General features: G+C 63.7%; 17 protein-coding genes. 3 read left to right on the forward strand and 14 right to left on the reverse strand.

Annotation, left to right across the window (positions count from 1 at the left end):
• The first annotated feature begins 9 nt into the window (after positions 1–9).
• The 3 genes from F2P45_RS09675 to F2P45_RS36110 all read left to right on the forward strand — a co-directional run bounded on the left by F2P45_RS09675 (position 10) and on the right by F2P45_RS36110 (position 5,123).
• Complete coding sequence (locus tag F2P45_RS09675; RefSeq protein WP_166873459.1) at positions 10–3,129, forward strand: efflux RND transporter permease subunit; 3,120 nt, start codon at positions 10–12, stop codon at positions 3,127–3,129.
• Between the two features lie 230 nt (positions 3,130–3,359).
• On the forward strand, positions 3,360–4,058 hold the full coding sequence (locus F2P45_RS36105) for a PEPxxWA-CTERM sorting domain-containing protein (RefSeq protein ID WP_229504996.1): 699 nt from the start codon (positions 3,360–3,362) through the stop codon (positions 4,056–4,058).
• 360 nt (positions 4,059–4,418) lie between these two features.
• Entirely contained in the window at positions 4,419–5,123 is a 705-nt protein-coding gene (locus tag F2P45_RS36110) for a PEP-CTERM sorting domain-containing protein (RefSeq protein WP_229504997.1), read from the forward strand.
• A gap of 76 nt (positions 5,124–5,199) precedes the next feature.
• On the opposite strand, the gene F2P45_RS09690 is transcribed toward F2P45_RS36110, so the two are convergent.
• The 14 genes from F2P45_RS09690 to F2P45_RS09755 all read right to left on the reverse strand — a co-directional run bounded on the left by F2P45_RS09690 (position 5,200) and on the right by F2P45_RS09755 (position 20,067).
• Entirely contained in the window at positions 5,200–7,614 is a 2,415-nt protein-coding gene (locus F2P45_RS09690; RefSeq protein ID WP_166873462.1) for a catalase, read from the reverse strand.
• A 166-nt stretch (positions 7,615–7,780) separates the two neighbouring features.
• Positions 7,781–8,206, reverse strand: coding sequence for an ElaB/YgaM/YqjD family protein (locus tag F2P45_RS09695; RefSeq protein ID WP_229504998.1), 426 nt, complete (start codon positions 8,204–8,206; stop codon positions 7,781–7,783).
• Positions 8,207–8,466: 260 nt separating this feature from the next.
• Positions 8,467–8,754 carry a hypothetical protein gene (locus F2P45_RS09700; protein WP_166873464.1) on the reverse strand — a complete coding sequence of 96 codons (288 nt, stop codon included), beginning with the start codon at positions 8,752–8,754 and terminating at the stop codon, positions 8,467–8,469.
• A complete protein-coding gene (locus F2P45_RS09705) occupies positions 8,751–9,116 on the reverse strand; it encodes a hypothetical protein (protein WP_166873467.1) in 366 nt (121 codons plus the stop codon). The genes F2P45_RS09700 and F2P45_RS09705 overlap by 4 nt, the downstream gene beginning before the upstream one ends.
• A complete protein-coding gene (locus F2P45_RS09710; RefSeq protein ID WP_229504999.1) occupies positions 9,113–9,571 on the reverse strand; it encodes a lysozyme in 459 nt (152 codons plus the stop codon). The genes F2P45_RS09705 and F2P45_RS09710 overlap by 4 nt, the downstream gene beginning before the upstream one ends.
• Before the next feature lie 107 nt (positions 9,572–9,678).
• Positions 9,679–10,041, reverse strand: coding sequence for a hypothetical protein (locus F2P45_RS09715; RefSeq protein ID WP_166873470.1), 363 nt, complete (start codon positions 10,039–10,041; stop codon positions 9,679–9,681).
• The gene (locus tag F2P45_RS09720) at positions 10,041–11,000 is read right to left on the reverse strand and encodes a hypothetical protein (protein WP_166873366.1); all 960 of its coding nucleotides are present in this window, start codon (positions 10,998–11,000) and stop codon (positions 10,041–10,043) included. Before F2P45_RS09720 ends, F2P45_RS09715 begins: the two co-directional genes overlap by 1 nt.
• A 297-nt stretch (positions 11,001–11,297) precedes the next feature.
• Entirely contained in the window at positions 11,298–11,519 is a 222-nt protein-coding gene (locus F2P45_RS09725; RefSeq protein ID WP_166873473.1) for a DUF7940 domain-containing protein, read from the reverse strand.
• Positions 11,510–11,689: a hypothetical protein gene (locus F2P45_RS09730; RefSeq protein ID WP_166873476.1), complete on the reverse strand. Its 180-nt coding sequence runs from the start codon at positions 11,687–11,689 to the stop codon at positions 11,510–11,512. Before F2P45_RS09730 ends, F2P45_RS09725 begins: the two co-directional genes overlap by 10 nt.
• A gap of 110 nt (positions 11,690–11,799) precedes the next feature.
• The gene (locus F2P45_RS09735; RefSeq protein ID WP_166873479.1) at positions 11,800–12,267 is read right to left on the reverse strand and encodes a hypothetical protein; all 468 of its coding nucleotides are present in this window, start codon (positions 12,265–12,267) and stop codon (positions 11,800–11,802) included.
• A gap of 9 nt (positions 12,268–12,276) precedes the next feature.
• Complete coding sequence (locus F2P45_RS09740; RefSeq protein ID WP_166873482.1) at positions 12,277–12,957, reverse strand: hypothetical protein; 681 nt, start codon at positions 12,955–12,957, stop codon at positions 12,277–12,279.
• On the reverse strand, positions 12,954–13,742 hold the full coding sequence (locus F2P45_RS09745) for a hypothetical protein (RefSeq protein WP_166873485.1): 789 nt from the start codon (positions 13,740–13,742) through the stop codon (positions 12,954–12,956). The genes F2P45_RS09740 and F2P45_RS09745 overlap by 4 nt, the downstream gene beginning before the upstream one ends.
• Positions 13,739–14,653 (reverse strand): hypothetical protein, encoded by a 915-nt coding sequence (locus F2P45_RS09750; RefSeq protein ID WP_166873488.1) that lies wholly within the window; start codon positions 14,651–14,653, stop codon positions 13,739–13,741. The genes F2P45_RS09745 and F2P45_RS09750 overlap by 4 nt, the downstream gene beginning before the upstream one ends.
• Positions 14,650–20,067 carry a hypothetical protein gene (locus F2P45_RS09755; protein WP_166873491.1) on the reverse strand — a complete coding sequence of 1,806 codons (5,418 nt, stop codon included), beginning with the start codon at positions 20,065–20,067 and terminating at the stop codon, positions 14,650–14,652. Before F2P45_RS09755 ends, F2P45_RS09750 begins: the two co-directional genes overlap by 4 nt.
• Positions 20,068–20,086 lie beyond the last annotated feature (19 nt).

Below are 20,086 nucleotides of genomic sequence, written 5' to 3' on the forward strand. Positions count from 1 at the left end.
GGAACCACCATGAATTTTTCATCCCTGTCGATCAAGAACCCGATACCGGCGATCATGCTGTTCGTGCTGCTGACCCTGGCCGGCCTGCTGGCCTACAAGGCCAACCCGGTGCAGGACTTTCCGGACATCGAACTGCCGATCGTGAGCGTCACCGCCACGCTCGACGGCGCCGCGCCGGCGCAGCTGGAAACTGAGGTGGCGCGCAAGATCGAGGATTCGGTCGCCACCCTGCAAGGCGTGAAGAACATCGCGACCAAGGTGCTCGATGGCGTGGTCACGGTGACGGTCGAATTCATCCTCGAGAAAAACATCTCGGAAGCGGTGAACGATGTGCGCGACGCGGTGGCGCGGGTCAAGGCCGACCTGCCCGCCGAAATGCGCGATCCGACCGTGACCAAGATTTCCACAGCCGGGCGCGTGATCCTGACCTATAGCGCCAGCGCGGCGCCGGGCAAGGGCGGCGTGCCGCTGGACGACCAGGAACTGAGCTGGTTCGTCGACAATGCGGTCGCCAAGCGCATCCTGAGCGTGCCGGGCGTGGGCGCGGTCAAGCGCGTGGGCGGCGTGCAGCGCGAGATCCGGGTGGAACTCGACGATGCGCGCATGGCGGCCTTGCAGGTGGCGGCGGTGGACGTGTCGCGCCAGCTGCGCAGCGTGCAGCGCGAAGCGCCGGGCGGACGCGGCGACGTCTCGGGCGCCGAGCAGTCGGTGCGCACCATCGCCACCGTGCAGACGGCCGATCAACTGGCGGCGATGGATATTCCGCTGCCGGACGGACGGCGCGTGCGCCTGGACCAGATCGCGAGCGTGACCGATACCGTGGCCGAGCCGCGTTCGGTGGCCGAGCAGGATGGCAAGCGCGTGGTCGGTTTCGAGATTTTCCGCACCAAGGGCGCCAGCGAACTGGCGGTGGCCGAAGGCACGCGCGCCGCTGTCGCCGAATTGCAGGCAGCGCATGCGAACGTGGCGCTGAAGGAAGTGATCGACAACGCCCAGCCGGTGCAGGAAAACTTCGACGGCTCGATGGAGCTGCTGTACGAAGGCGCGATCCTGGCGGTGCTGGTGGTGTGGTGGTTCCTGCGCGACTGGCGCGCCACCCTGGTGGCCGCCGCCGCGCTGCCGCTGTCGGTGATTCCCGCTTTCTTGGGCCAGTACCTGTTCGGCTACACCCTCAACACCGTGACCCTGCTCTCGCTGGCGCTGGTGGTGGGGGTGCTGGTGGACGATGCGATCGTCGAGATCGAGAACATTTCGCGCCATCTGCGCATGGGCAAGACCCCGATGCAGGCGGCCATGGAAGCGGCCGACGAAATCGGCATGGCGGTCATCGCCACCACCTTCGCGCTGGTCGCGGTGTTCCTGCCGACCGCCTTCATGGGCGGCGTGCCGGGCCTGTTCTTCAAGCAGTTCGGCTGGACCGCGGTGCTGGCGATCCTGGCCTCGCTGGTGGTGGCGCGCCTGCTCACCCCGATGATGGCGGCCTACATCCTCAAAGACCTGCCGCATGGAGAAGAAAAGGACGGCTGGATCATGCAGCGCTACATGGCGGCCATGCAATGGTGCCTGAACCACCGCCTGGTGACCGTGATCGCCTCGGCCCTGTTCTTCGTCGGCTCGATCATGCTGGTGCCGCTGCTGCCGACCGGCTTCGTGCCGGCGGCCGACCGCGCCCAGACCATGATCAACGTCGAACTGCCGCCCGGTTCCACCCTGGCCGAGACGCGCGTGGTGGCCGAACGGGCGCGCCTGGCGGCGATGGAAGTACCCGGCATCAAAGGTGTCTTCAGTTCGATCGGCGGCGGCTCCAGCGGCGACGCCTTCGCTCCGGGCGCGTCGGCCGAAGCGCGGCGCGCGGTGCTGACCCTGACCACGCTGCACCGCAACGACCGCAAGGAATCGATGGACCAGCTGGAGCGCCAGATCCGCGCCAGGCTCGATCAGATCCCGGGCGCCAGGTTCAACGTCGGCCCGGCCGATACCGGCGTGAAGATGCAGCTGGTGCTGCGCAGCGAAGACCCGGTGGCGCTGACCGCCGCGGCGCAGCAGGCCGAACGCGAACTGCGCACGCTCAAGGGCATCGGCAACGTCAGTTCGAGCGCGTCGCTGGTGCGTCCGGAGATCATCGTGCGGCCCGACTTCGCCAGGGCGGCCGACATGGGCGTGACCGCCGCCGCCATCGGCGAGACGGTGCGCGTGGCCACCGCCGGCGACTACGACACGGCACTGACCAAGATGAACCTGAGCGAGCGCCAGGTACCGATCCGGGTCAAGCTGCCGGACGCGGTGCGCGCCGATCTGTCGGCACTGGGACGGCTGACGGTGCCGGGCAAGAACGGCCCGGTCATGCTCGACAACGTGGCGAGCATCACCATGGAAAGCGGACCGGCGCAGATCGACCGCCTCAATCGCAGCCGCAATGTGACCCTGGAAGTGGAGCTGTCGGGCCGCTCGCTGGGCGAAGTCAATGACGAAGCGCGCGCCCTGCCCTCGCTGAAAAACCTGCCGGCGTCGGTGAAGATCGCGGAACTGGGCGACGCCCAGGAGATGCAGTCGCTGTTCGCCAGCTTCGGCGTGGCGATGCTGATCGGGGTGCTGTGCATCTACGGCGTGCTGGTACTGCTGTTCAAGGACTTCATGCAGCCGGTGACCATCCTGGCGGCGCTGCCGCTGTCGATCGGCGGCGCGATCGTGGGCTTGCTGCTGACCGGGAAGGCGCTGTCGATGCCGTCCATGATCGGCCTGATCATGCTGATGGGGATCGTGACCAAGAACTCGATCCTGCTGGTCGATTATGCGATCCTGGCGCGCGAGGCTGGCATGAGCCGCTTCGATGCGCTGGTCGACGCCTGCCACAAGCGCAGCCGCCCGATCATCATGACCACCATCGCCATGGGCGCCGGCATGATGCCGCTGGCGCTCGGCTGGGGCGCCGACCCGAGCTTCCGCTCGCCGATGGCGATTGCCGTGATCGGCGGCCTGATCACGTCCACCCTGCTCAGTTTGCTGGTGGTGCCGGCCGTGTTCACCTATATCGATGACCTGGAACACTTGCTCAAGCGTGGCATGCAGCGTCTGCGCCGGGACAAGGCCGTGGTGCACCGCACAGCGGCGCTCGATTTGTCCAAATAGAGCGGCAAGCCTGTCCTCATCGAACGCCAGCCTCGCGCTGGCGTTTTTCTTTTTGGAAACACTAATACGCGCTTGCGTTGTGTTTTTATCAGTTAAATTGCACCAATATAACTTTCTTGCTTGAAAAACAGCAATATACGCGCTATGATGTGCCCCGTTCCTGCATTTGCAGCAAGCCTTGCCTCATCCCCGCAATGCTTCTTCCTCCAATCCCCGTCACCGGAAACGACATGAAAAACATTGCTAAAAATCTTACCCTGGGCGCGGCACTGTGCACCTCCCTGCTGTTCGCCTCAAGCGCGCAGGCAACCTGGAACGGCACGACCGCCAAGGGCGACGTCACCCTCAACGGCGCCGGCGCCGACGCGGTCGACTACGCTGTGCTGGTCAATCCCCAGGGCTTTTTCGTCACCAAGGGCGGCAGCGGCGGCTTTGCCAGCGACTTCGCGCTGTACGGCTCGAAGCAGGGCTGGACCTCGATCGCCGCTTTCGGCAGCCACGCCGACAATGGCGTCTCGGTCAGCACGAACAAGCTGGGCACCAACCTGACCTTCACCTTCGACAAGTCCGACAGCCGCCATGGTTCGTGGACCGTCGCCAACAACGATGCCAGGAACAACGTCAAGCTGGACCTGGTGTTCGCCATGTACGGCGGCATGGGCAGCTCGGCCTTCCTGTTCGACAACGAAACCATCGGCGCCGCCTCGACCAGCAATGGCAGCTGGACCTTCAACGGCCTGGCGCTGTTCGGCAACAAGGCCGGCTACGAGAACCTGACCATTTTCGCGCGCGATGTCAGCAAGACCGCCTTCGAGGTGCCGACCACCCCGGTACCGGAACCGGAAACCTATGCCATGTTGCTGGCCGGCCTGGGCCTGGTCGGTTTCATGACGCGCCGCCGCAAGGCCGCACAGCCGCTGTTCAGCTGATCGCTGCGCCGCACAGGTTCAAAACGCCAGCCTCGTGCTGGCGTTTTTGTTGGGCTGCAACAACGTCGAACATGCCATGCGGGGACTTCCATGGCCCCCAGCCGCTCAGCCGGCGCGCCGCGCGCAGCCCGCCGTTGAGGCCGGTCCAGCAATTTTCGCATTGCACTGAAGTTGCATCATGACAAGATACCAAGACGATAAAGTTGCATTCAAGTCAGTATAATTGCATGTAAATAACATTCTCCCTTGAATCTCATCAATACATGGGGTACCATTGGTCCTGTAGTTCCGCATTTGCTTCAAGCGCTGCCTAACCCCCGCAATGCTTTCTCCATCACTTTCTTAAACATCGGAAACGACATGAAAAACATTGCCAAAACGATTAGCCTGGGCGCGGCGCTCTTCACTACCGTGCTGTCCGCCACCGGCGCACACGCTGCCAATGGCAGTGCCGGCAACACCGCCAAAGGCGACGTCACCCTCAACGGCGCGGGCGCCGATATGGTCGACTATGCCGTCGGCGTCAATCCCCAGAGCGGCAACGCCACCAAAGGCGGCAGCAGCGGTTTCGCCAGCGACTTTGCGCTGTACGGCTCGAAACAGGGCTGGACCTCGATCGCCGCCTTCGGCAGCGGCGCCGACAACGGCGTGGCCATCTCGACCAGCAAGCTGGGCACCAGCCTGACCTTCACCTTCGACAAGACCGACGGCCGCCATGGTTCGTGGACTGTGGCCAACAACGACCTGAACAACAACGTCAAGCTCGACCTGGTGTTTGCGATGCACACCGGCGGCGGCAGTTCGGCCTGGCTGTTCGATAACGACGTCCTCGGCGCCGGTGCCAAAACCAGCGGCAACTGGACCCTGAATGCGCTCAACGGCGGCGGCAGGCTGTCGGATTACTCGAACCTGACCATCTTCGCGCGCGACGTCAGCAAGACCGCCTTCCAGGTACCGACCACGCCCGTGCCGGAACCGGAAAACTACGCCATGCTGCTGGCCGGCCTGGGCCTGATCGGCTTCATGTCGCGCCGCCGCAAAGGCGAGCACGACACTTTCCGCTGATCCGCACCGCGGTTTCAGCCGAAAAAAACGCCAGCATTGCTGGCGTTTTTTTTTGGCTGAACCTTGTACGCCGTGCTTACACTTTCGGCGGATCAGTTTCGCGCGCGAAAGAGCGGTGACCCGCCAGCGCCGTCTTGAATGCCGTCAAGGCCGCAGTCAGGGCGCCACCTTCGGTGCCGATCAGCGCCGGGTCGGCCGAACCGTCCGGCAAGGCCGGCGGCACGCCCGCCTTCTTCAACAGTCCGGCACCGGCCCCGACCACCAGGATCGGCTTGCAGTGACGATATTGCTCGCGCACGAAGTCGAGCGCGTGGGCATCGCGGCCGAGAACAGTGACGGCATCGCCATCGGGCACGACCACCGCGTCGTACAGGACCGACGGGCCGGCTTCGAGCGTGATTTCCACGTCGAGGGTGCCGCCGTCGCTGGTCTTGACCTTGCCCAGCTGGCTGCCGACCAGGCGCGGTACGGCGCCATCTTCCAGCAGCGAACGGTAGATGGCGCGCACCATGGCGCCGTCGACCCCGTTGGCGACCAGCAGCGCCACCTTGCGCGTGCGGATCCCGGTTTCACCCGGACGGCTGAGCAGCGAGAGGGCCGGCGACGGCTCGTACTCGTGCATCGGACGGTCGGTCGCCAGCGGCAGCGGTGCCGGCACATCCATGCCCAGGCCATCGGCAACGGTACCGGCCAGCACCGGATTCACATTGGCCAGGGTGGCCAGCACGCGCTCGCGCACGGCCGGTGTTTGCACCCGCGTCAGCTCGAAGCGGAAGGCGGCGGCAATGTGGGCCTGTTCGACCGGGCTCTGGCTGTTGAAGAACAGGCGCGCCTGCGAATAGTGATCGGCGAACAGTTCAGGATTGCCGCGCACCTTGTCTTCCGAGATGGTCTGCGGAAAACTGGTGAAGCCGCTTTTCATGCCGGCCTGGAACGGGCAACCGCCGCCCAGCGAGTTCGGCTCGTAGCTGACGCGGCCGCGGTGGATGGCCTGGCGGTGCATGCCGTCGCGCTGGTTGTTGTGCACCGGCGCGATCGGCGAGTTGACCGGGATCTCGTGGAAATTGGCCCCGCCGAGGCGGCTGATCTGGGTATCGAGGTAGGAATGGATACGGCCTTGCAGCAGCGGATCGTTACTGAAATCGATGCCGGGGACGATGTGGGCGGTACAGAAGGCCACTTGTTCCGTTTCGGCGAAGAAGTTGTCCGGATTACGGTTGAGCACCATCTTGCCCACCGGCGTGAGCGGCACCAGTTCTTCGGGCACGATCTTGGTCGGATCGAGCACGTCGAAGGCGAACGATTCGGCCTGCTCTTCGGTGAAGATCTGCAGCGCCAGCTCCCACTCGGGGAAATTGCCGCTGTCGATGGCTTCCCACAGGTCGCGCCGATGGTAGTCGGGATCGGCGCCTACCAGCTTGGCGGCCTCGTCCCACACCAGCGAGTGCGTGCCCTGCAGCGGGGTCCAGTGGAATTTGCAGAATACCGATGCGCCGGCCGCATTGACCAGGCGGAAAGTGTGCACGCCGAAACCCTGCATGGTGCGGTAGCTGCGCGGAATGGCGCGGTCCGACATTTGCCACAGCAGCATGTGGGTCGATTCCGGCATCAGCGAGACGAAGTCCCAGAAGGTATCGTGGGCGCTCGATGCTTGCGGCATCGCATGGTGCGGCTCGGGCTTGACCGAGTGCACCAGGTCGGGGAACTTCATGGCATCCTGGATGAAGAAGACCGGCATGTTGTTGCCGACCAGATCCCAGTTGCCTTCGTCGGTATAGAACTTGACGGCGAAACCGCGCACATCGCGCACGGTATCGGAGGAACCTCGTTCGCCGGCCACGGTCGAAAACCGGGTGAACACGGGAGTGCGCTTGCCGGGCTGGGAAAACAAGGACGCGCGCGTCACTGCGCTCATGTCCTGGTAGGCCTCGAAATAGCCGTGGGCGGCCGAGCCGCGCGCGTGCACCACGCGCTCGGGAATGCGCTCATGGTCGAAATGGGTGATTTTTTCGCGCAGAATAAAGTCTTCCATCGCGGTCGGGCCACGCAGGCCGATCTTGAGCGAATGCTGGTTGTCGGCGATCGGTACGCCCTGGTTGGTGGTCAGGCGTTGTCCGCCGCCGTCGACGCGCACGCGGTCGAGCGGGCCTACGGTCGGGTTCGCGCCCGGCGCCGGCACGCCGCTGCCGAGTTTATCGGAGGCGATGGTTTCGGTCGGGGTGCTGCCGGTGGCGAGCGGGGTCGATGGCTCGGCCGTCGCGCCGGCTGGCGGCGTGCGCGAGGCGTCGCCGTACTCGGCCGGCTTGTTCGGGTTGAACGGCATCGCTGCCGCCAGCTGCTGACCGCCGACGGTTTTGACGAGCAACTGTTCGGCGATCGGATCGCTGCTGCCGAGGCTGCCAGGCGGCTGGGCGTTGGACGGTCCCGAGACGGTGCTCAGAACGGAGCCGGCGCCATCTTCCGAGGAGCCAGTTTTCTTACGTGTGACCATTAAATACCTCAACTAAAATAGGTGGGACGAGAGACCGGCGCGGGAATGCGACACTACCCTGCCAGGGCACGGTAGCGAAACGATCAAAACAAGAGTGTGGGGACGTACGGGGCTGGCCCGGACGGCGTGAGCCGGCCGGGACCATGCCAGCGCATGACAGCGCAGATCAGTTACGGCGGCCCAGCAGTTTCGACAGCGTGTAGCCGATGCCCAGCGCGACCAGGACCGAGGTCGCCGGGCTGGTGCGGACATAGTCGCGGCCGGTTTCTGCGAAGTTTTTGTAGGCGTCGGTCAGCTGACGGGTTTTTTCATCGACGCGCCCTGTCACGCCGCTCAGGGCGCCGCTGACTTTGTCGACGCCGGCGTGGGCGCTGGAGGCCAGGCGGTCCACCACTGGCTGGGCGGCGTCGGCGGCCTTGTCGATGGTGTTGTGCATGTCGGCCGCGCTTTTGCTCAGATCGCTGCCCTTGTTGTTGTCATTGGGCTTGTTATTCTCGCTGCGGCCGGCGCCAAGATCCTTGCCCATGCTGCTGCCCGAACCTTCGTTACCCAGATTGCTTGCGTTGCCGCCATTCGATTTTTGATTGTCCATGATCCATTTCCTCTAAAAGTTTTATACCAGCGCGGTGGTGACACCTGTTCTTGGTGCCGAATACAAAAAATATAACGATTGCTCTTCGCTCACTGTGCGGTGACTAACAGAGTTGCCATGCATGCCAGGAGGCATCATTATCAGAGGACGCCGGGGGCGGCCTTGCGCGGCCTCAAACGGACGTGCTTGAAGCAGCGCGGAACAGGCTGGAATGGTGGGGATGGGTGGCGTGCGGACGGCGACGGCGGCCCGCCGCCTGCTTACAGGCAAGCAGCGAGGGCGGCTTCGAGCGCACTCTCGTACTTGAGGTGCAGTGGCAGGTCGCGCGCGATGGCCAGCACCTTCTCGCCGTCGCTGGCGCCGGGCCTGAGGGTCTGGGTAGCGAACAGCGGGCGCGGCGGCAACGCCCCGATGCAGGGCGAGCGCACCGGCACGCGGACTGTCTGGATGGCCGGCCCGGCGCTGGCGCAGCCGACCAAGGGCAGCAGCAGCAGCATCAGCAACGCCAGCAGGCAATACCTGCGCCAGCGCAAGAACGTTGAACTCATCGGATGGACTCCAGGATCATGTTGACCGCAGGCATGGCTTCGGCGCAGGTGGTGGCCCTGGCATCGCGCACTTGCGCCAGCGCCTGGTCGAAACGCTTGCCCTCGGCCGCGGCGAGCTGGCGCGCGGCCTGGCCGCGCAGGTCGGCGGCCGCCTTCTGCCCGGCCAGTTCCACCATGGCGCTGTTTTGCTGGTCGAGCGCGGCGCCGCAGGCGGCACGCTGGCCGCGCTCCGTACGCAGCTCGGCAAGGGCGCTATCGCGCTCGCGCAGCGCCAGGAACCAGCCGGTGCCGCTGGCCACGCTGGCCATGCCAAGCACCAGCAGCAGGACGGCGGCGATGGGTTTCCACAAGAGCGCGTTCATGGCAGCGCTCCCAGGCACATCGCTTGCTCGGTGGCGCGCCGCCTGGTCAGGCCGGGCAAGACGATGCCCTTGGCCCGGTTCCAGCGCGGCAGCTCGTTGCAGGCGCCGACCGTGTCGCCGGCATTCATCTTGCGGGCGAGCGTGGAGCTGCATAAGTTCGCCTGGCCGACGTTGTAGGCGAACGAGACCAGCGCGGCGCGCCGGTAGTCGCCCAGCGGCGCGCGGATGCAGGCGTCGACCGCGCGGTTGGCGATCGCCAGCGAGTCGGCCAGCATGGCCTCGCATTGCGCCGGCGTGGCGCGCTGGCCGAGGCGCACGCCCTTGGTTTCGCCGAAGCAGATGGTGGGAATGCCGACCGGGTCAAGGTAGGCCGCCTGGCGCAGCCCTTCGAAGCCGGCCACCATCGTGAGCGCGAGCGCGACCCAGCCGGCGCGCCGTGGATTGGTCATTACCATGGAGTTCTTTCTGCGCCATCAGGCGCGAGATGTTTGCGAACCGCGTCGTGCCGGCGAAGCGGCATAAAAAAACCGCCCGAAGGCGGCCGGCGCTGACGTGCGCGCGCTCAGTCGATCGAGGCGGAGGTGATAAACAAGGTGTCGATGTCGGCCGGCGTGAGGTCGAGCACCTGCCGGATGCCTTCGACCAGCCAGTGGTCGCGCCGGACGTTCTGCGCATACTCGAGGTACGCGCGCGCCTGCTCGCCATCGACGCCCGGCATCGCATCGACAAACGTCTTCACCGCTGCCATGTGCCCGGCAGCGATGAGCGCGAGGCGGGCATTGAGCATCGGCACGGACGGCGGCACCACCGGCACGGCGGCCGCCGCTCGATCCGCGTGAACCTGCGCAATTTCTTCTTCGCTCATCGGGCGGGTGAAACTGCCGATGTCTTTATCCCAGCCGCACACAATATATTCTTCGCTCATCACATCACCTTTTTATAGCCATAAACTTCGATGCTGCCTTTTGCCAGAAATTTGGCGTACACGCCCCCGGGTACAAATAAGCGAAATCCACTGATTGCACTTGCTCCGAGGTAAAAGCCTGCCGAGTTGTTCACGCCTGGGCTATTCGAATTGTTAACACTGCTGTTAGCAGACCAGCCTTTTGCGGTGTTAGTTCCATTTGCGTTGAAGATGTTTATTTCACCGAACATGGATGCGTTATACAAGGCGGCCAATACGCGGCCCGACGTATCTGTCTGCATGCCGGTTCCTGTGCCGCTATCAAGCGAATTCCACGGATACCTGGAATTTGCATCAACAATCCCGGCAACAGCGAAGCGGAGACGAACATGCTCACCGGGGGTGCCTGACCCTTCCATCGTCCTGATTTTGATCAAGTAATTATCGTAAGCGGAAGAGAAGATGTTTAGAAAATCAATGGTCAAAGCACTAGCGGCTGGAACGACTGAAGCCAGTAATACCAACGCGGTATCGTCAATTAATGCGAGCCGGCCATTCTTATCCGGCATTTGATATTCGCGCGTCACACCGGGCGAAATAAGGTCGGCTTTGAATTTGCCTTGCTTCGTATTATCAGCAGCATTCTTCACTATCGGATTCGCATCCGAGAATGCGGCCGTGACGCCGATCGTCGCCGCGCTGGCCGCCGCCGCCGCCGCGTTGTCGGACGCGGTCTTGGCGCTCGCCGCCGCGTTAGCGGCGCTGGTGCCGGCCTCGCCCGCTTTGGCTGTCGCAATTTTTGCCGACTCGGTCACGCTGGCGACAGCCTTGCTCGCGGTGTCCTGCTTGCCGCTGAGATCGAGCGTCAGCGCATTGATCTCCGTAGTGAAGTTCGGGATGCTGGTGGCGAAGTAGGTGTCGCAGTCGGCACGGAAAGTCGGCGCGGTGCGGTCCAGTGGTGGGATGGCAGTGATCGTCATTGGGAGGGTCCTTCAATTTCAAGGTTGCAAAGGTGGTAGTGCGGATAGGTAACCACCATTGAAAAGTCTGTATAAAAACCGGAATAATCATCGACGGTCGAGCCGCCCGTGGTGCGCCCGATTGCCGGCACCAGCCCCTGGCCGACTGCGCCGGCGTGGCGCGCTGGCGGAGGCGCACGCCCTTGGTTTCGCCAAAGCGGATGGTGGGAATGCCGACCGGGTCAAGCCAGGCGGACAGGCGCAAGCCCTCGACGCCGCCGACCAGCGTGACCGCGATCGCGCACCAGCCCACGCTGTTTAACGCTGGCCATCGCGCAGTTCCTCCTGCGCCATCAGGCGCGCCACAAACGCCAGCAACGACACCAGCGCGCCGATGCCGGCGAACACGCCGTTCGGCACGTCCGATGGCTGGGCGATGGCGATGAAGACCTCGGCGGCGCCGAGCAGGCCGGCGGCGGCGGTAAATTTCAGGCTCCAGGCTTTGTGCAGCACCCTGGGCCAGTCGCGGATTAATCCCATTTTCTTCGTCCCCGTTTGGCGCGGTGCGCCTTCATGGGCGCCGAGTGATAGAACTGGAATCCGATCCACAAGATCGATACGAGCGCCGCCAGCGGCGGCAGAAATCCGAAAAACGCGGTGACAGCAAGCCCGTATGAAATGCCGTCGAACATATTTTTGATGTGTTCCATTGGCTCCCCTTGGCCTGCTGGTCATTGATGCGTTAGCGACCGTGCCGCGCGGGCAGGTCGGTGACGGGAGGCAGGCGCGGGCCTGATCCTCCCGGTGATGTGGCGTTGGTTTACTCGAAACTGGCGGCTTCGCTGAACAGCACGTCCATGGCGGCCGGTTCGAGCCGCAGCGCCTGGCGCACGCGTTCGACCAGGGGATGGTCGCGCCGCAGGCTGGTGGCGAATTCGAACATGGCGCGCGCCTGTTCGCCGTCGGTGCCGCCGGCCTCGGCCAGGGCGGCGTTGACGGTTGCCATGTGACCGGCCCCGATCAGCGCCAGGCGCAGGCCCAGCATCGAGACCGAGACCGGTACCGGCGCCGGCGCCAGCTGCCACGCTTGCTGCCAGTGACTGCCGGCCGGCTCGACGCCGTTGCGGATTGCCTGCAGGCCGGCTGGCGCCGCCGGCGGCGCCGTCGGCACGATCCAGTCGGCGTCGAGCGGTTCCCAGTCGAAGGCGAACGACACGCGTGGGTAGTGGTCCTTGTAGGCGGCTTCGGTAACGACCGCGCCGCTGTCTTTCATTCGAAGTTCTCGCATTTTTTTCCTTTATTGCCAATAAGTGATGGTGATGTAGCCGTTGCCCGTGATTGACAGGTAATAGGTCTTGCCTGCGGTGATCTGGACATTGGTTTGTGTGACCGGCGTGGCCGGTCCCGCATAGCCGCCCGAAAAATGCAGGGTGTCGAACCCCGAGGATGGCTGGCCGCCCAAGGCAGGTCCCCATGTCTGGTACGACACTGTCGCAGTCCAGGCTCCGTCTTGCGATCCGCTCATCGGCCCGTTCACCGGCCCGGAGTACTTCCAGTTCCAGGGAAATGAGACCACCGCACTTCCAGCGACGAGATCGGCAGGGCGGTGATATACCGATGTGCTTGTATATCCGTTGAGGAACTGCTGAAATATCGACTCGTTCCAGTACCCTGCCGCGCCCGAGTTAAGTGATTCGGCCACGCGATTCACTTCAAGGGTGGCATATTCCCAGGTGATGCTGCCTGCTCTGTCGCCCCCATGAATTTGCTGAAGAGTGACACTGACAGCGACCCCGGATTGCGGAATACGTTCCGCGGCACGCCCATCGTCGCCCTTGCCTGTCACGCTGATCAGATGGTTCACATTGCCCGGCGCCGTCCAATATGTCGACGAGGTAAACGTTTGCGTCACCTGCTGCTGCACCGGCGGCACATACGGCTTGACGTTGGTCGCCGCCAGCATGCGCAGCGCACTCATCGCACCACCTTGCCGAACACGCCGGCACTGCCCAAGCGGGTCCAGAGCACGATGAAATCGATGCCGTTGGACTGCAAGGCGTAGCCCATGTAACTGAACGTCGGACTGCTGGTGCCGTCGTAGCGGATCCAGTTGATGGCCGGCCAGGTGATGGTCGCCGCGCCCAGGTTCACGCCCTCGATCATCAGCTCGCCATGCGTGCCGGCCGCGGGCCAGTTGTTGATGACCAGGGCTTGCGCGCCCGTGCCCGGCGCCCAGCGCTGGTGTCCGCCGTTGTTGTAGTCCAGGACATTGATGTTGTTCGCGTTGAAAAAGGCCCGGGTGCGCGCATCGAGGTCATCGATCATCGCCAGGGTGCCGTTCTTGTCGGGAATGGTCAGCGTGCGAATCACGCCCGTCGTCAATCCCGCCAGATTCATCCTGGCCTGCTTGGTCGCGTCGGTCGCATTTTTGGCGAACGGCGTGGCGTCGGAATACGCGGCGCTGGTGCCGATGGTCGCGGCGCTGGCGGCCGCTGCGGCCGCGCTGTCGGACGCGATCTTGGCGCTGCCTGACGCGCTACCGGCGCTGGTGCCGGCCTCGACCGCTTTGGAGCTCGCGGTTTTCGCGGACTCGGTCGCGCTGGCGGCGGCCTTGCTGGCGATGTCTTGCTTGCCTGTCAGATCAAGCGCCAGCGCATTGATCTCCGTGGTGAAGTTCGGGATGCTGGTGGCGAAATAGGTGTCGCAGTCGGCACGGAAGGTCGGCGCGGTGCGGTCCAGTGGTGGAATGGCAGTGATCGTCATTGGGAAAGTCCTTCAATTTCAAGGTTGCAAAGGTGGTGGTGCGGATAGGCAACCACCATCGAGAAGTCTTTATAGAAACCGTAATTAATCATCGGCTCGAAACCGATCTGGTCGGTGCCGATGTAAATGCAGGGAATCGCGCGCAGTGCCGCCAGCGAACGGAACAGCTTGTTGAACTCGGACGCCTCGGTCACCACCTGCAAGGTGCCGCGTTTGCTGAAGGCGCCTTCGACCACGTCGAAGTTACCGAAGCGGTCTTTCTCCTTGCGGCTGTAGTCGACAATGCCGACCGTCGAGCCGCCCGTGGTGCGCCCGATCGCCAGCACCTGGCCGACCTGCAGCACGCCGACCGCGACCCCGGTAGTGCTCTTGAGCTGCACGTTCAGCTCGCCCGCCGAGTAATGCTGCGGCAGGTCGGTCAGTACGAAGTCGCTCAACTGCTCATAGTCCAGGAAGAACCAGTCGTAGACGCTGGTGATCAGGGTGCCGTCGAGATTGATGGTGCGGCTGTAGACCACCTTGCCGCCGGGCGCGTCGCGCAGCGTCACGATCGCTTCGCGCCCCACCAGTTCCAGCATGCCCAGGCCCGAAATGCCGCCCGGCCGCATCACCGCCGTCAGGCTGGTGCCGGCCTTGGTGGTGGTGCCGATCTTGCGGTCGAACATGGCCCACTTGTTGGTCGGGCCCGCCGGCAGCCAGTTGACGGTATCGTTTTCCGGCAGGACGTTGCTGACGCCGGCGGCCACGCGCTCGTACTTCATGTGCGTGGTGGTGCGGATCACCACGGCCCCCGCGCCGTAGCTGGTGCCCGGACTCCACACCACTTCGCCCACATCCGGTTCGGCCACGCTGCTGCTGGTGAGCATTGCGCCGCTGATATTGGTCGGTTTAATGACCTTCATTCCGCTCATGCGGTCTCCTTCGTTTTCAGTACATCATCGACAATCAATCGGCTCAGCATCGACACCAGTTTTGCGGTGTGGGTTGCGGTGGCGCGCGTTTCGGCGCGCAGCGCTTCGACTTCGGCCTGCAGGCGCTGGGCATCCGGGTTGCCGCCCACGCCGCCCTGCAAGCCCCAGTTCTGCGGCACTTGCATCGGTGGCTGATAGGCGCCAGGCTGCGGCATGCCGCCCGGCCCGTACGGGGCTGCGCCCTGGCCGGGCTGCGCCGGGTTCACTCCCATCGTGGCGCTCAGCAGCGCGCCGGTGACGGCCAGGCTGGCCGCCGTCTGCGCGCGCACCCGTTGCAGTTCGAGCATCGACGTCGCATTCGCTTCGGTCAGCTCGATCAGTTTCTGCGACAGGGTCGGCAGCATCTTGCCGGCCTCCATGTCGCCGGAACGGGCCTGCGCCGTGGCGATGGTGAAGGCCGACTGGGCGCTCGCCACCGAGTTCACCGAGGTGTCGTCGATCAGGCCGCGCAGCCGCTTGACCTCGTCAAAGATGGCATCGGTGACCGACTTCCAGGCATCGCGCAACTGTTCCGCCGCGCGCTGCGCTTCTTCGGCGATGCGTTTCTCGTCGGCCGCGCGCGCCGCGTCGGCCTCGCGCTTGGCCTGCGCCTGCTGTTCCTCCAGCTTCAGGGCGGCCAGCGTGTCGTACAGCTCGATCGTCTTCGGCTTCATGTCCTTGGTTTCCTCGGCGCGCAATTCGTCCGGGTCCATGCGCGACTTGAGGATGCTGTCGATCTGGTCCTGGATGACCTTGTTGGCCGATTTCAAGGCATCTGCCGCGTCCGCCGTTTGCTTGTACACTGCCAGGGAGTCGTACAGCTTGACCGTGGTCGCGTCCATCCCGGCGATTTCGAACGCACGCGCCTCCGAGACCTCCATGCTCGCTTTCCGGTAGACGTCGATCTGGTCCTGGATGGACTTGTTGGCCGATTTCACGGCATCTGCCGCCGCCGCCGTTTGCTTGTACGCTTCCAGGGAGTCGTACAGCTTGACCGTGGTCTCGTCCATCCCGGCGATTTCGAACGCACGCGCCTCCGTGACCTCCATGTTCGCTTTCCGGTAGACGTCGATCTGGTCCTGAATGGCCTTGTTGGTCTTGTCCAGCGCTTCCTTAGCAGCGAAGGTTTTCTGGTTCGCCTCGTCGGCGATGCGCCCGTTCTGGACCTTATCGAACAGATCCATGTTGCTCGGATCGATCAGCTCGGCGTCTATGGCACGCTGTTTGATACGCTGCTTGTCGCGATATGCCTCCGGCGTCATCGTCAGTTCATCGATCTGATCGCTCAACCCGTCGCGCTCGGCCTTGATCTCGTCCGGCGTGCGCAGTTTTTTGACCACTTTCTCGACCGCCGGATGAAGTTGTGCAAACGCTTCCTGGATATCCATCAGGCCGGCGTAGGTCTTGGCGCCGGACAGGGTGGTCAGATCCAGGCCGCCGACCAGTTCTCCCGTCGCATCGCGCGTGCCGAGGATCGCTTCCTTGAACTGGTCGCGGGTCTTGATCTGCGACATGCCAAGGCTCGCGAGTGCGGCCTCAACCGTCTTGGCGACCGGCGCCAGGCGTTCCGCTTCGGTCAAGTAGTTCTGGCCGAAGAAGGCGATATCCTTGCCGAACGATTCCATGCCGCCGCTGAGGTCGAGCAAGCGCTGGCGCGCCTCCAGCGAGCCCATGCCGACCGCACCGAAAGCGTCGCCCACCGAGGCCAGGGCGGCATCGATAGCGACAAATTCGGTTGCGATGCGCTGCAGCGTGGCCGCCGCCGTTTCACCATCCCTGCTCAGGCCGTCGATGGTGGGCAGCAGCAGGGTGGCCAGCTCGTTGCCGATGTCGCCGAACAGGGACACGATCAGTTCCTTGTTCTTGGCCTCGTCGCTGGTGAGTGCGAGCTTGATCGACTTGGTGTAGCTGTCGACCTGCGTCGCCTCGATGCCCAACTGGGCGCCGAAGCCTTTCACCGCCGTCATCAGATTCTTGATCGTGCCGTCGAAGGTGCTTTCACTGGCGGCGTCGAGCGCCCCGTCCCTCGTGTAGCGCTTGGTTTTGCGGAATATGCCGCCTTTTTCAACGATGTCCTGATACGTCTTTCCATCGAATCCGGATGCGTCGAACTTGCCTTCGATGCCGAAGTCTTTCACTTCGGGGTTCTTGCGGCCGAACAGGCGAGACACCGTGGAGGCGCCCGACAGCATGTTGGCCGTGGTATTGTCCAACCCGAGCTTTTGCAGACCCTTGTTCAGGTGCAGCATCGGCGCATTGAACGGCGCCACCGGGCCTGACGAGTTGATCGACCCGTTCTGCGCATCCCAGCCCTTCGCATAGAGCGATTTCGACAGCGCCATGCCGGCGGCAATCCAGCCCGCGATGGACATGGCGCCACCAGCGGCGCTGAAGCCGCCGCCCGTGGTGGTGCCGCTGGTGACTGCCCCTCCAGCGCCAGGCACCACATTCGAGGCCGCAGGCGTGCCGCGCAAGGTGGTGAAAAATGTTTTCCCCATGTTGGCCAGGCCGCCCCCACTGGACGCGGCTGCGGAAAACGCTTTATAAATCGACTGCCCGGCGCTGGAAAAATCAAAGCCGCCCGTGCCACCCGAACCGGGGCCACCGACTATATTGCCGACGACCTGCAACACGAGCGGCTTGATGAACATCTTGTAGATCTGGTCCGCAACCGAGGTCTTGAAGGTGGAGGTCAGCGATTTCGTAAACGACTTCCAGCCATCCTTGCCGTTGAGAAGCATATCGCTGAATCCCTTGCGGAACACATCTTCATATTGCTGAACCGACTTCTTCCACTCCTCGATCATCGGCTTGGCCGACTGGTTTTTGTACCACTGGTCGAACTGCGTCTGCAGTTTCTTTTGCGCATCGGTGCCTTCACCGGCGAGCGCGATCCGCTCGCGCCAGGTGTCGGCCTCGATTTCCAGCAGGGCGGCGCCACGCTCGCGCTCATCGAAAATCGATTCGGCCGCGAAGCGCTGGTTCTCGCTGGTCAGCGTGCTGGCGTAGCCAAGCGCCTTGGTCTGCGCCAGCGTCGCTGTTTCAATCTCGTCACGCAGCTCTTTTTCCAAACGCATCTGCCCGAGCATCTCGTCGGTCACCGGAATGCCGACCTTGCGCTTCTGGTCAAGTATTTTTTGCAACTCGATTTCCGAGCGTACCGACACGTTGGCCAGATCGCGCGCATCGCTCGATCTGCCGTACATGCTGTATTCCTGTGCAAGCGCATCTTTCGAGGCAAGCCTCGCCGCCGTGCTTTGCAGGATGTAGCCAAGCACATCATCCTCGGCCACTTTCAGCTTGAGGCGCCGTTCCGTCACGCTCAGCTCGGCCAGATTGGCCTGCACCAATGCCCACTGCTTTTCCGTCAACTTGACCTTGCCGGAGGCCAGATCCTGGTCCAGTTGGAGCGACAGCTTCTGACTTTCGCTCGCGTTCTCGTCGGTTTTCAGCGCAAGTTCGTTGGCCGCGATCCGATCGTGAATGGATGCAGTCAGCTTGTCGTAATCGTCCGGCTGGCCGGACTTGCCGTTCGTGCCCTTCTTCGGAGGAACAACCTTTTTCGGCTTGCCGCCGCTGGTTGCTTCCACCACCTTGTCGCCGAGCCGCTCGGTTTCGACCAGGCCGTCAATGTTACCGTTGATCCCGGCCAGGATCTGCTCGTGCGCTTTGACCTGCGCCTTCGCCGACTCGCGTGCACTGGCGGCATTGGCGTGATGCTGTTCACTGACCGAACGCAAGGAATTGGCATACGCGCGCACCTCGGAGGCGATACCCTTCGCGCCCATTTTGTCCAACCCGCCTGCAACCCAATCGGCAAAGCTGCCGAAACTGGTCGACATATTGCCAAGGGCGTCGGACCACGCTCCCTTTACGAGCGTGAACGCCTGTTGGCTGTAGAAGGAAATGTTCTCGAAACCAATCAGGATGGCACGCACGAATTCCAGGCCGGCAATGCGTACGATCTCGAATTCATTGCGCAGCCAGGTGCCGATCTCCCATCCGGCAAACGCGGCGAAGGCCACTCCCGCGGCGATCTGGAGTTTGCCCATCCAACCGCTGGCCGATTGGGCCGAGAGCGATACTCCGCCCAGGTTGGTGTTCAAGGTCGCCCACACGCCGCCGTTGATGATGACCGCAGCCGACACAGCAGCGATCATCCCCGGCACGGCGGCCAGCAAACCCGGCAGTGCAGCCAGGCCCGCCATCACCAGGCCATACGCCGCCGGAGCGGCGACGAACAAACCGAAAAACGCCGCCACGATCTTGGCCGCCGGCTCAATCGCCGATACCAGGATCGCGACGCCGCCGGCAACCATGCCGACGGCCTCGCCCACGCCTTTCACGAACGACTTGAAGCCCTCGCTGTCGGTCAGCTCATTGACCTTTTCCAGCAGCTTGACCAGCTGCGGCAGCAGATTCTCGGCCACCGACGTGCCCAGTTCACCGAGGCGCACCTGCAACTTGGCCATGTTCTGCGCGAACGCCGTCGCCGCGGCGGCGGATGCTTCGCTCGTTCCGGAAAACTTGCCGATATGCTCGACCACATCGTTCAAATAGGGCGTCAGCTTGGCGCCTGATGTGCCCAGCAAGTCTTGCTGGAGCGCCGTTTTAGCGACGCTTTCGGAATAGCCCTGGAGCTTGGTGCTTGCCTCGATCAGCACCTCGGCCGGATCGCGCAGGTTGCCCGACGCATCCGTGGCCGACACGCCCAGGCGCGCGAGCGCGTCCTTGACCTTGTCCGCCCCCTCGCCCACGCCACCCATATTGCCCGCCAGGCGGGTCAGCACGCGGTCGACTTCGCCGAAGTCCTGGCCCGTCATTTGCGCCACCTTCTGCATGCGCGAGAGCGTATCGACCGACGTGCCGGTGCGCTGCGCCATGTCGTCCAGGTCGGCCAGCCCGGTAATCGCGGCATTGATGCCCTCGAGCATGGCCCCGAACGAGACCTTTTCAAGCAGGCTGGCGCCGAATTCGATCAGCGATACCTTGGCCTTGCCAAGCATGCCATCGAGAAAAGACGTCGCTTGCGCAGCGCCGGTCAACTGCTCCGGCAACGGTACTGCCGCTGCGCTGACTGCCAGCAGGGCTTCGGCGCACAGTTCGCTGGCGCTGGTCACCTCCGTGAGCTTACCGGCCAGGTCCGCCATCGATGCGCCCTGCTTTTCGGCCGCGTCGGCAACGGTCCCGGCTGCCTCCGAGACCGCGGCGGCCGCGGCCTGGGCGTCGTCGCCCAGCTTGCCCATGCCATCGCCATCGCCAAGGTTGTCGAGGTTGCGGCCAGTCCTGGCCAGCGCCTCGTCGATCCTCTTCAGACCCGCTTCCACCTTACTCGTATCGAGCTTGATGGTGGTATTGTTTGTGATGTCCGGCATGGGAAGTCCAAATAAAAAT

Origin of the sequence: Massilia mucilaginosa (assembly GCF_011682145.1) — a bacterium.
GTDB classification, from domain to species: Bacteria; Pseudomonadota; Gammaproteobacteria; order Burkholderiales; family Burkholderiaceae_D; genus Telluria_A; species Telluria_A mucilaginosa.

What these genes read in the sequence shown, in the direction of transcription:
- F2P45_RS09715 (WP_166873470.1), bottom strand. Translation starts at nt 10,041, where the DNA reads ATGAGCGAAGAATATATTGTGTGCGGCTGGGATAAAGACATCGGCAGT.
- F2P45_RS09750 (WP_166873488.1), bottom strand. Translation starts at nt 14,653, where the DNA reads ATGAGCGGAATGAAGGTCATTAAACCGACCAATATCAGCGGCGCAATG.
- F2P45_RS09700 (WP_166873464.1), bottom strand. Translation starts at nt 8,754, where the DNA reads ATGAGTTCAACGTTCTTGCGCTGGCGCAGGTATTGCCTGCTGGCGTTG.
- F2P45_RS09745 (WP_166873485.1), bottom strand. Translation starts at nt 13,742, where the DNA reads ATGACGATCACTGCCATTCCACCACTGGACCGCACCGCGCCGACCTTC.
- F2P45_RS09730 (WP_166873476.1), bottom strand. Translation starts at nt 11,689, where the DNA reads ATGGAACACATCAAAAATATGTTCGACGGCATTTCATACGGGCTTGCT.
- F2P45_RS09755 (WP_166873491.1), bottom strand. Translation starts at nt 20,067, where the DNA reads ATGCCGGACATCACAAACAATACCACCATCAAGCTCGATACGAGTAAG.
- F2P45_RS09725 (WP_166873473.1), bottom strand. Translation starts at nt 11,519, where the DNA reads ATGGGATTAATCCGCGACTGGCCCAGGGTGCTGCACAAAGCCTGGAGC.
- F2P45_RS09705 (WP_166873467.1), bottom strand. Translation starts at nt 9,116, where the DNA reads ATGAACGCGCTCTTGTGGAAACCCATCGCCGCCGTCCTGCTGCTGGTG.
- F2P45_RS36105 (WP_229504996.1), top strand. Translation starts at nt 3,360, where the DNA reads ATGAAAAACATTGCTAAAAATCTTACCCTGGGCGCGGCACTGTGCACC.
- F2P45_RS09735 (WP_166873479.1), bottom strand. Translation starts at nt 12,267, where the DNA reads ATGCGAGAACTTCGAATGAAAGACAGCGGCGCGGTCGTTACCGAAGCC.
- F2P45_RS09675 (WP_166873459.1), top strand. Translation starts at nt 10, where the DNA reads ATGAATTTTTCATCCCTGTCGATCAAGAACCCGATACCGGCGATCATG.
- F2P45_RS09740 (WP_166873482.1), bottom strand. Translation starts at nt 12,957, where the DNA reads ATGAGTGCGCTGCGCATGCTGGCGGCGACCAACGTCAAGCCGTATGTG.
- F2P45_RS36110 (WP_229504997.1), top strand. Translation starts at nt 4,419, where the DNA reads ATGAAAAACATTGCCAAAACGATTAGCCTGGGCGCGGCGCTCTTCACT.
- F2P45_RS09720 (WP_166873366.1), bottom strand. Translation starts at nt 11,000, where the DNA reads ATGACGATCACTGCCATCCCACCACTGGACCGCACCGCGCCGACTTTC.
- F2P45_RS09710 (WP_229504999.1), bottom strand. Translation starts at nt 9,571, where the DNA reads ATGGTAATGACCAATCCACGGCGCGCCGGCTGGGTCGCGCTCGCGCTC.
- F2P45_RS09695 (WP_229504998.1), bottom strand. Translation starts at nt 8,206, where the DNA reads ATGGACAATCAAAAATCGAATGGCGGCAACGCAAGCAATCTGGGTAAC.
- F2P45_RS09690 (WP_166873462.1), bottom strand. Translation starts at nt 7,614, where the DNA reads ATGGTCACACGTAAGAAAACTGGCTCCTCGGAAGATGGCGCCGGCTCC.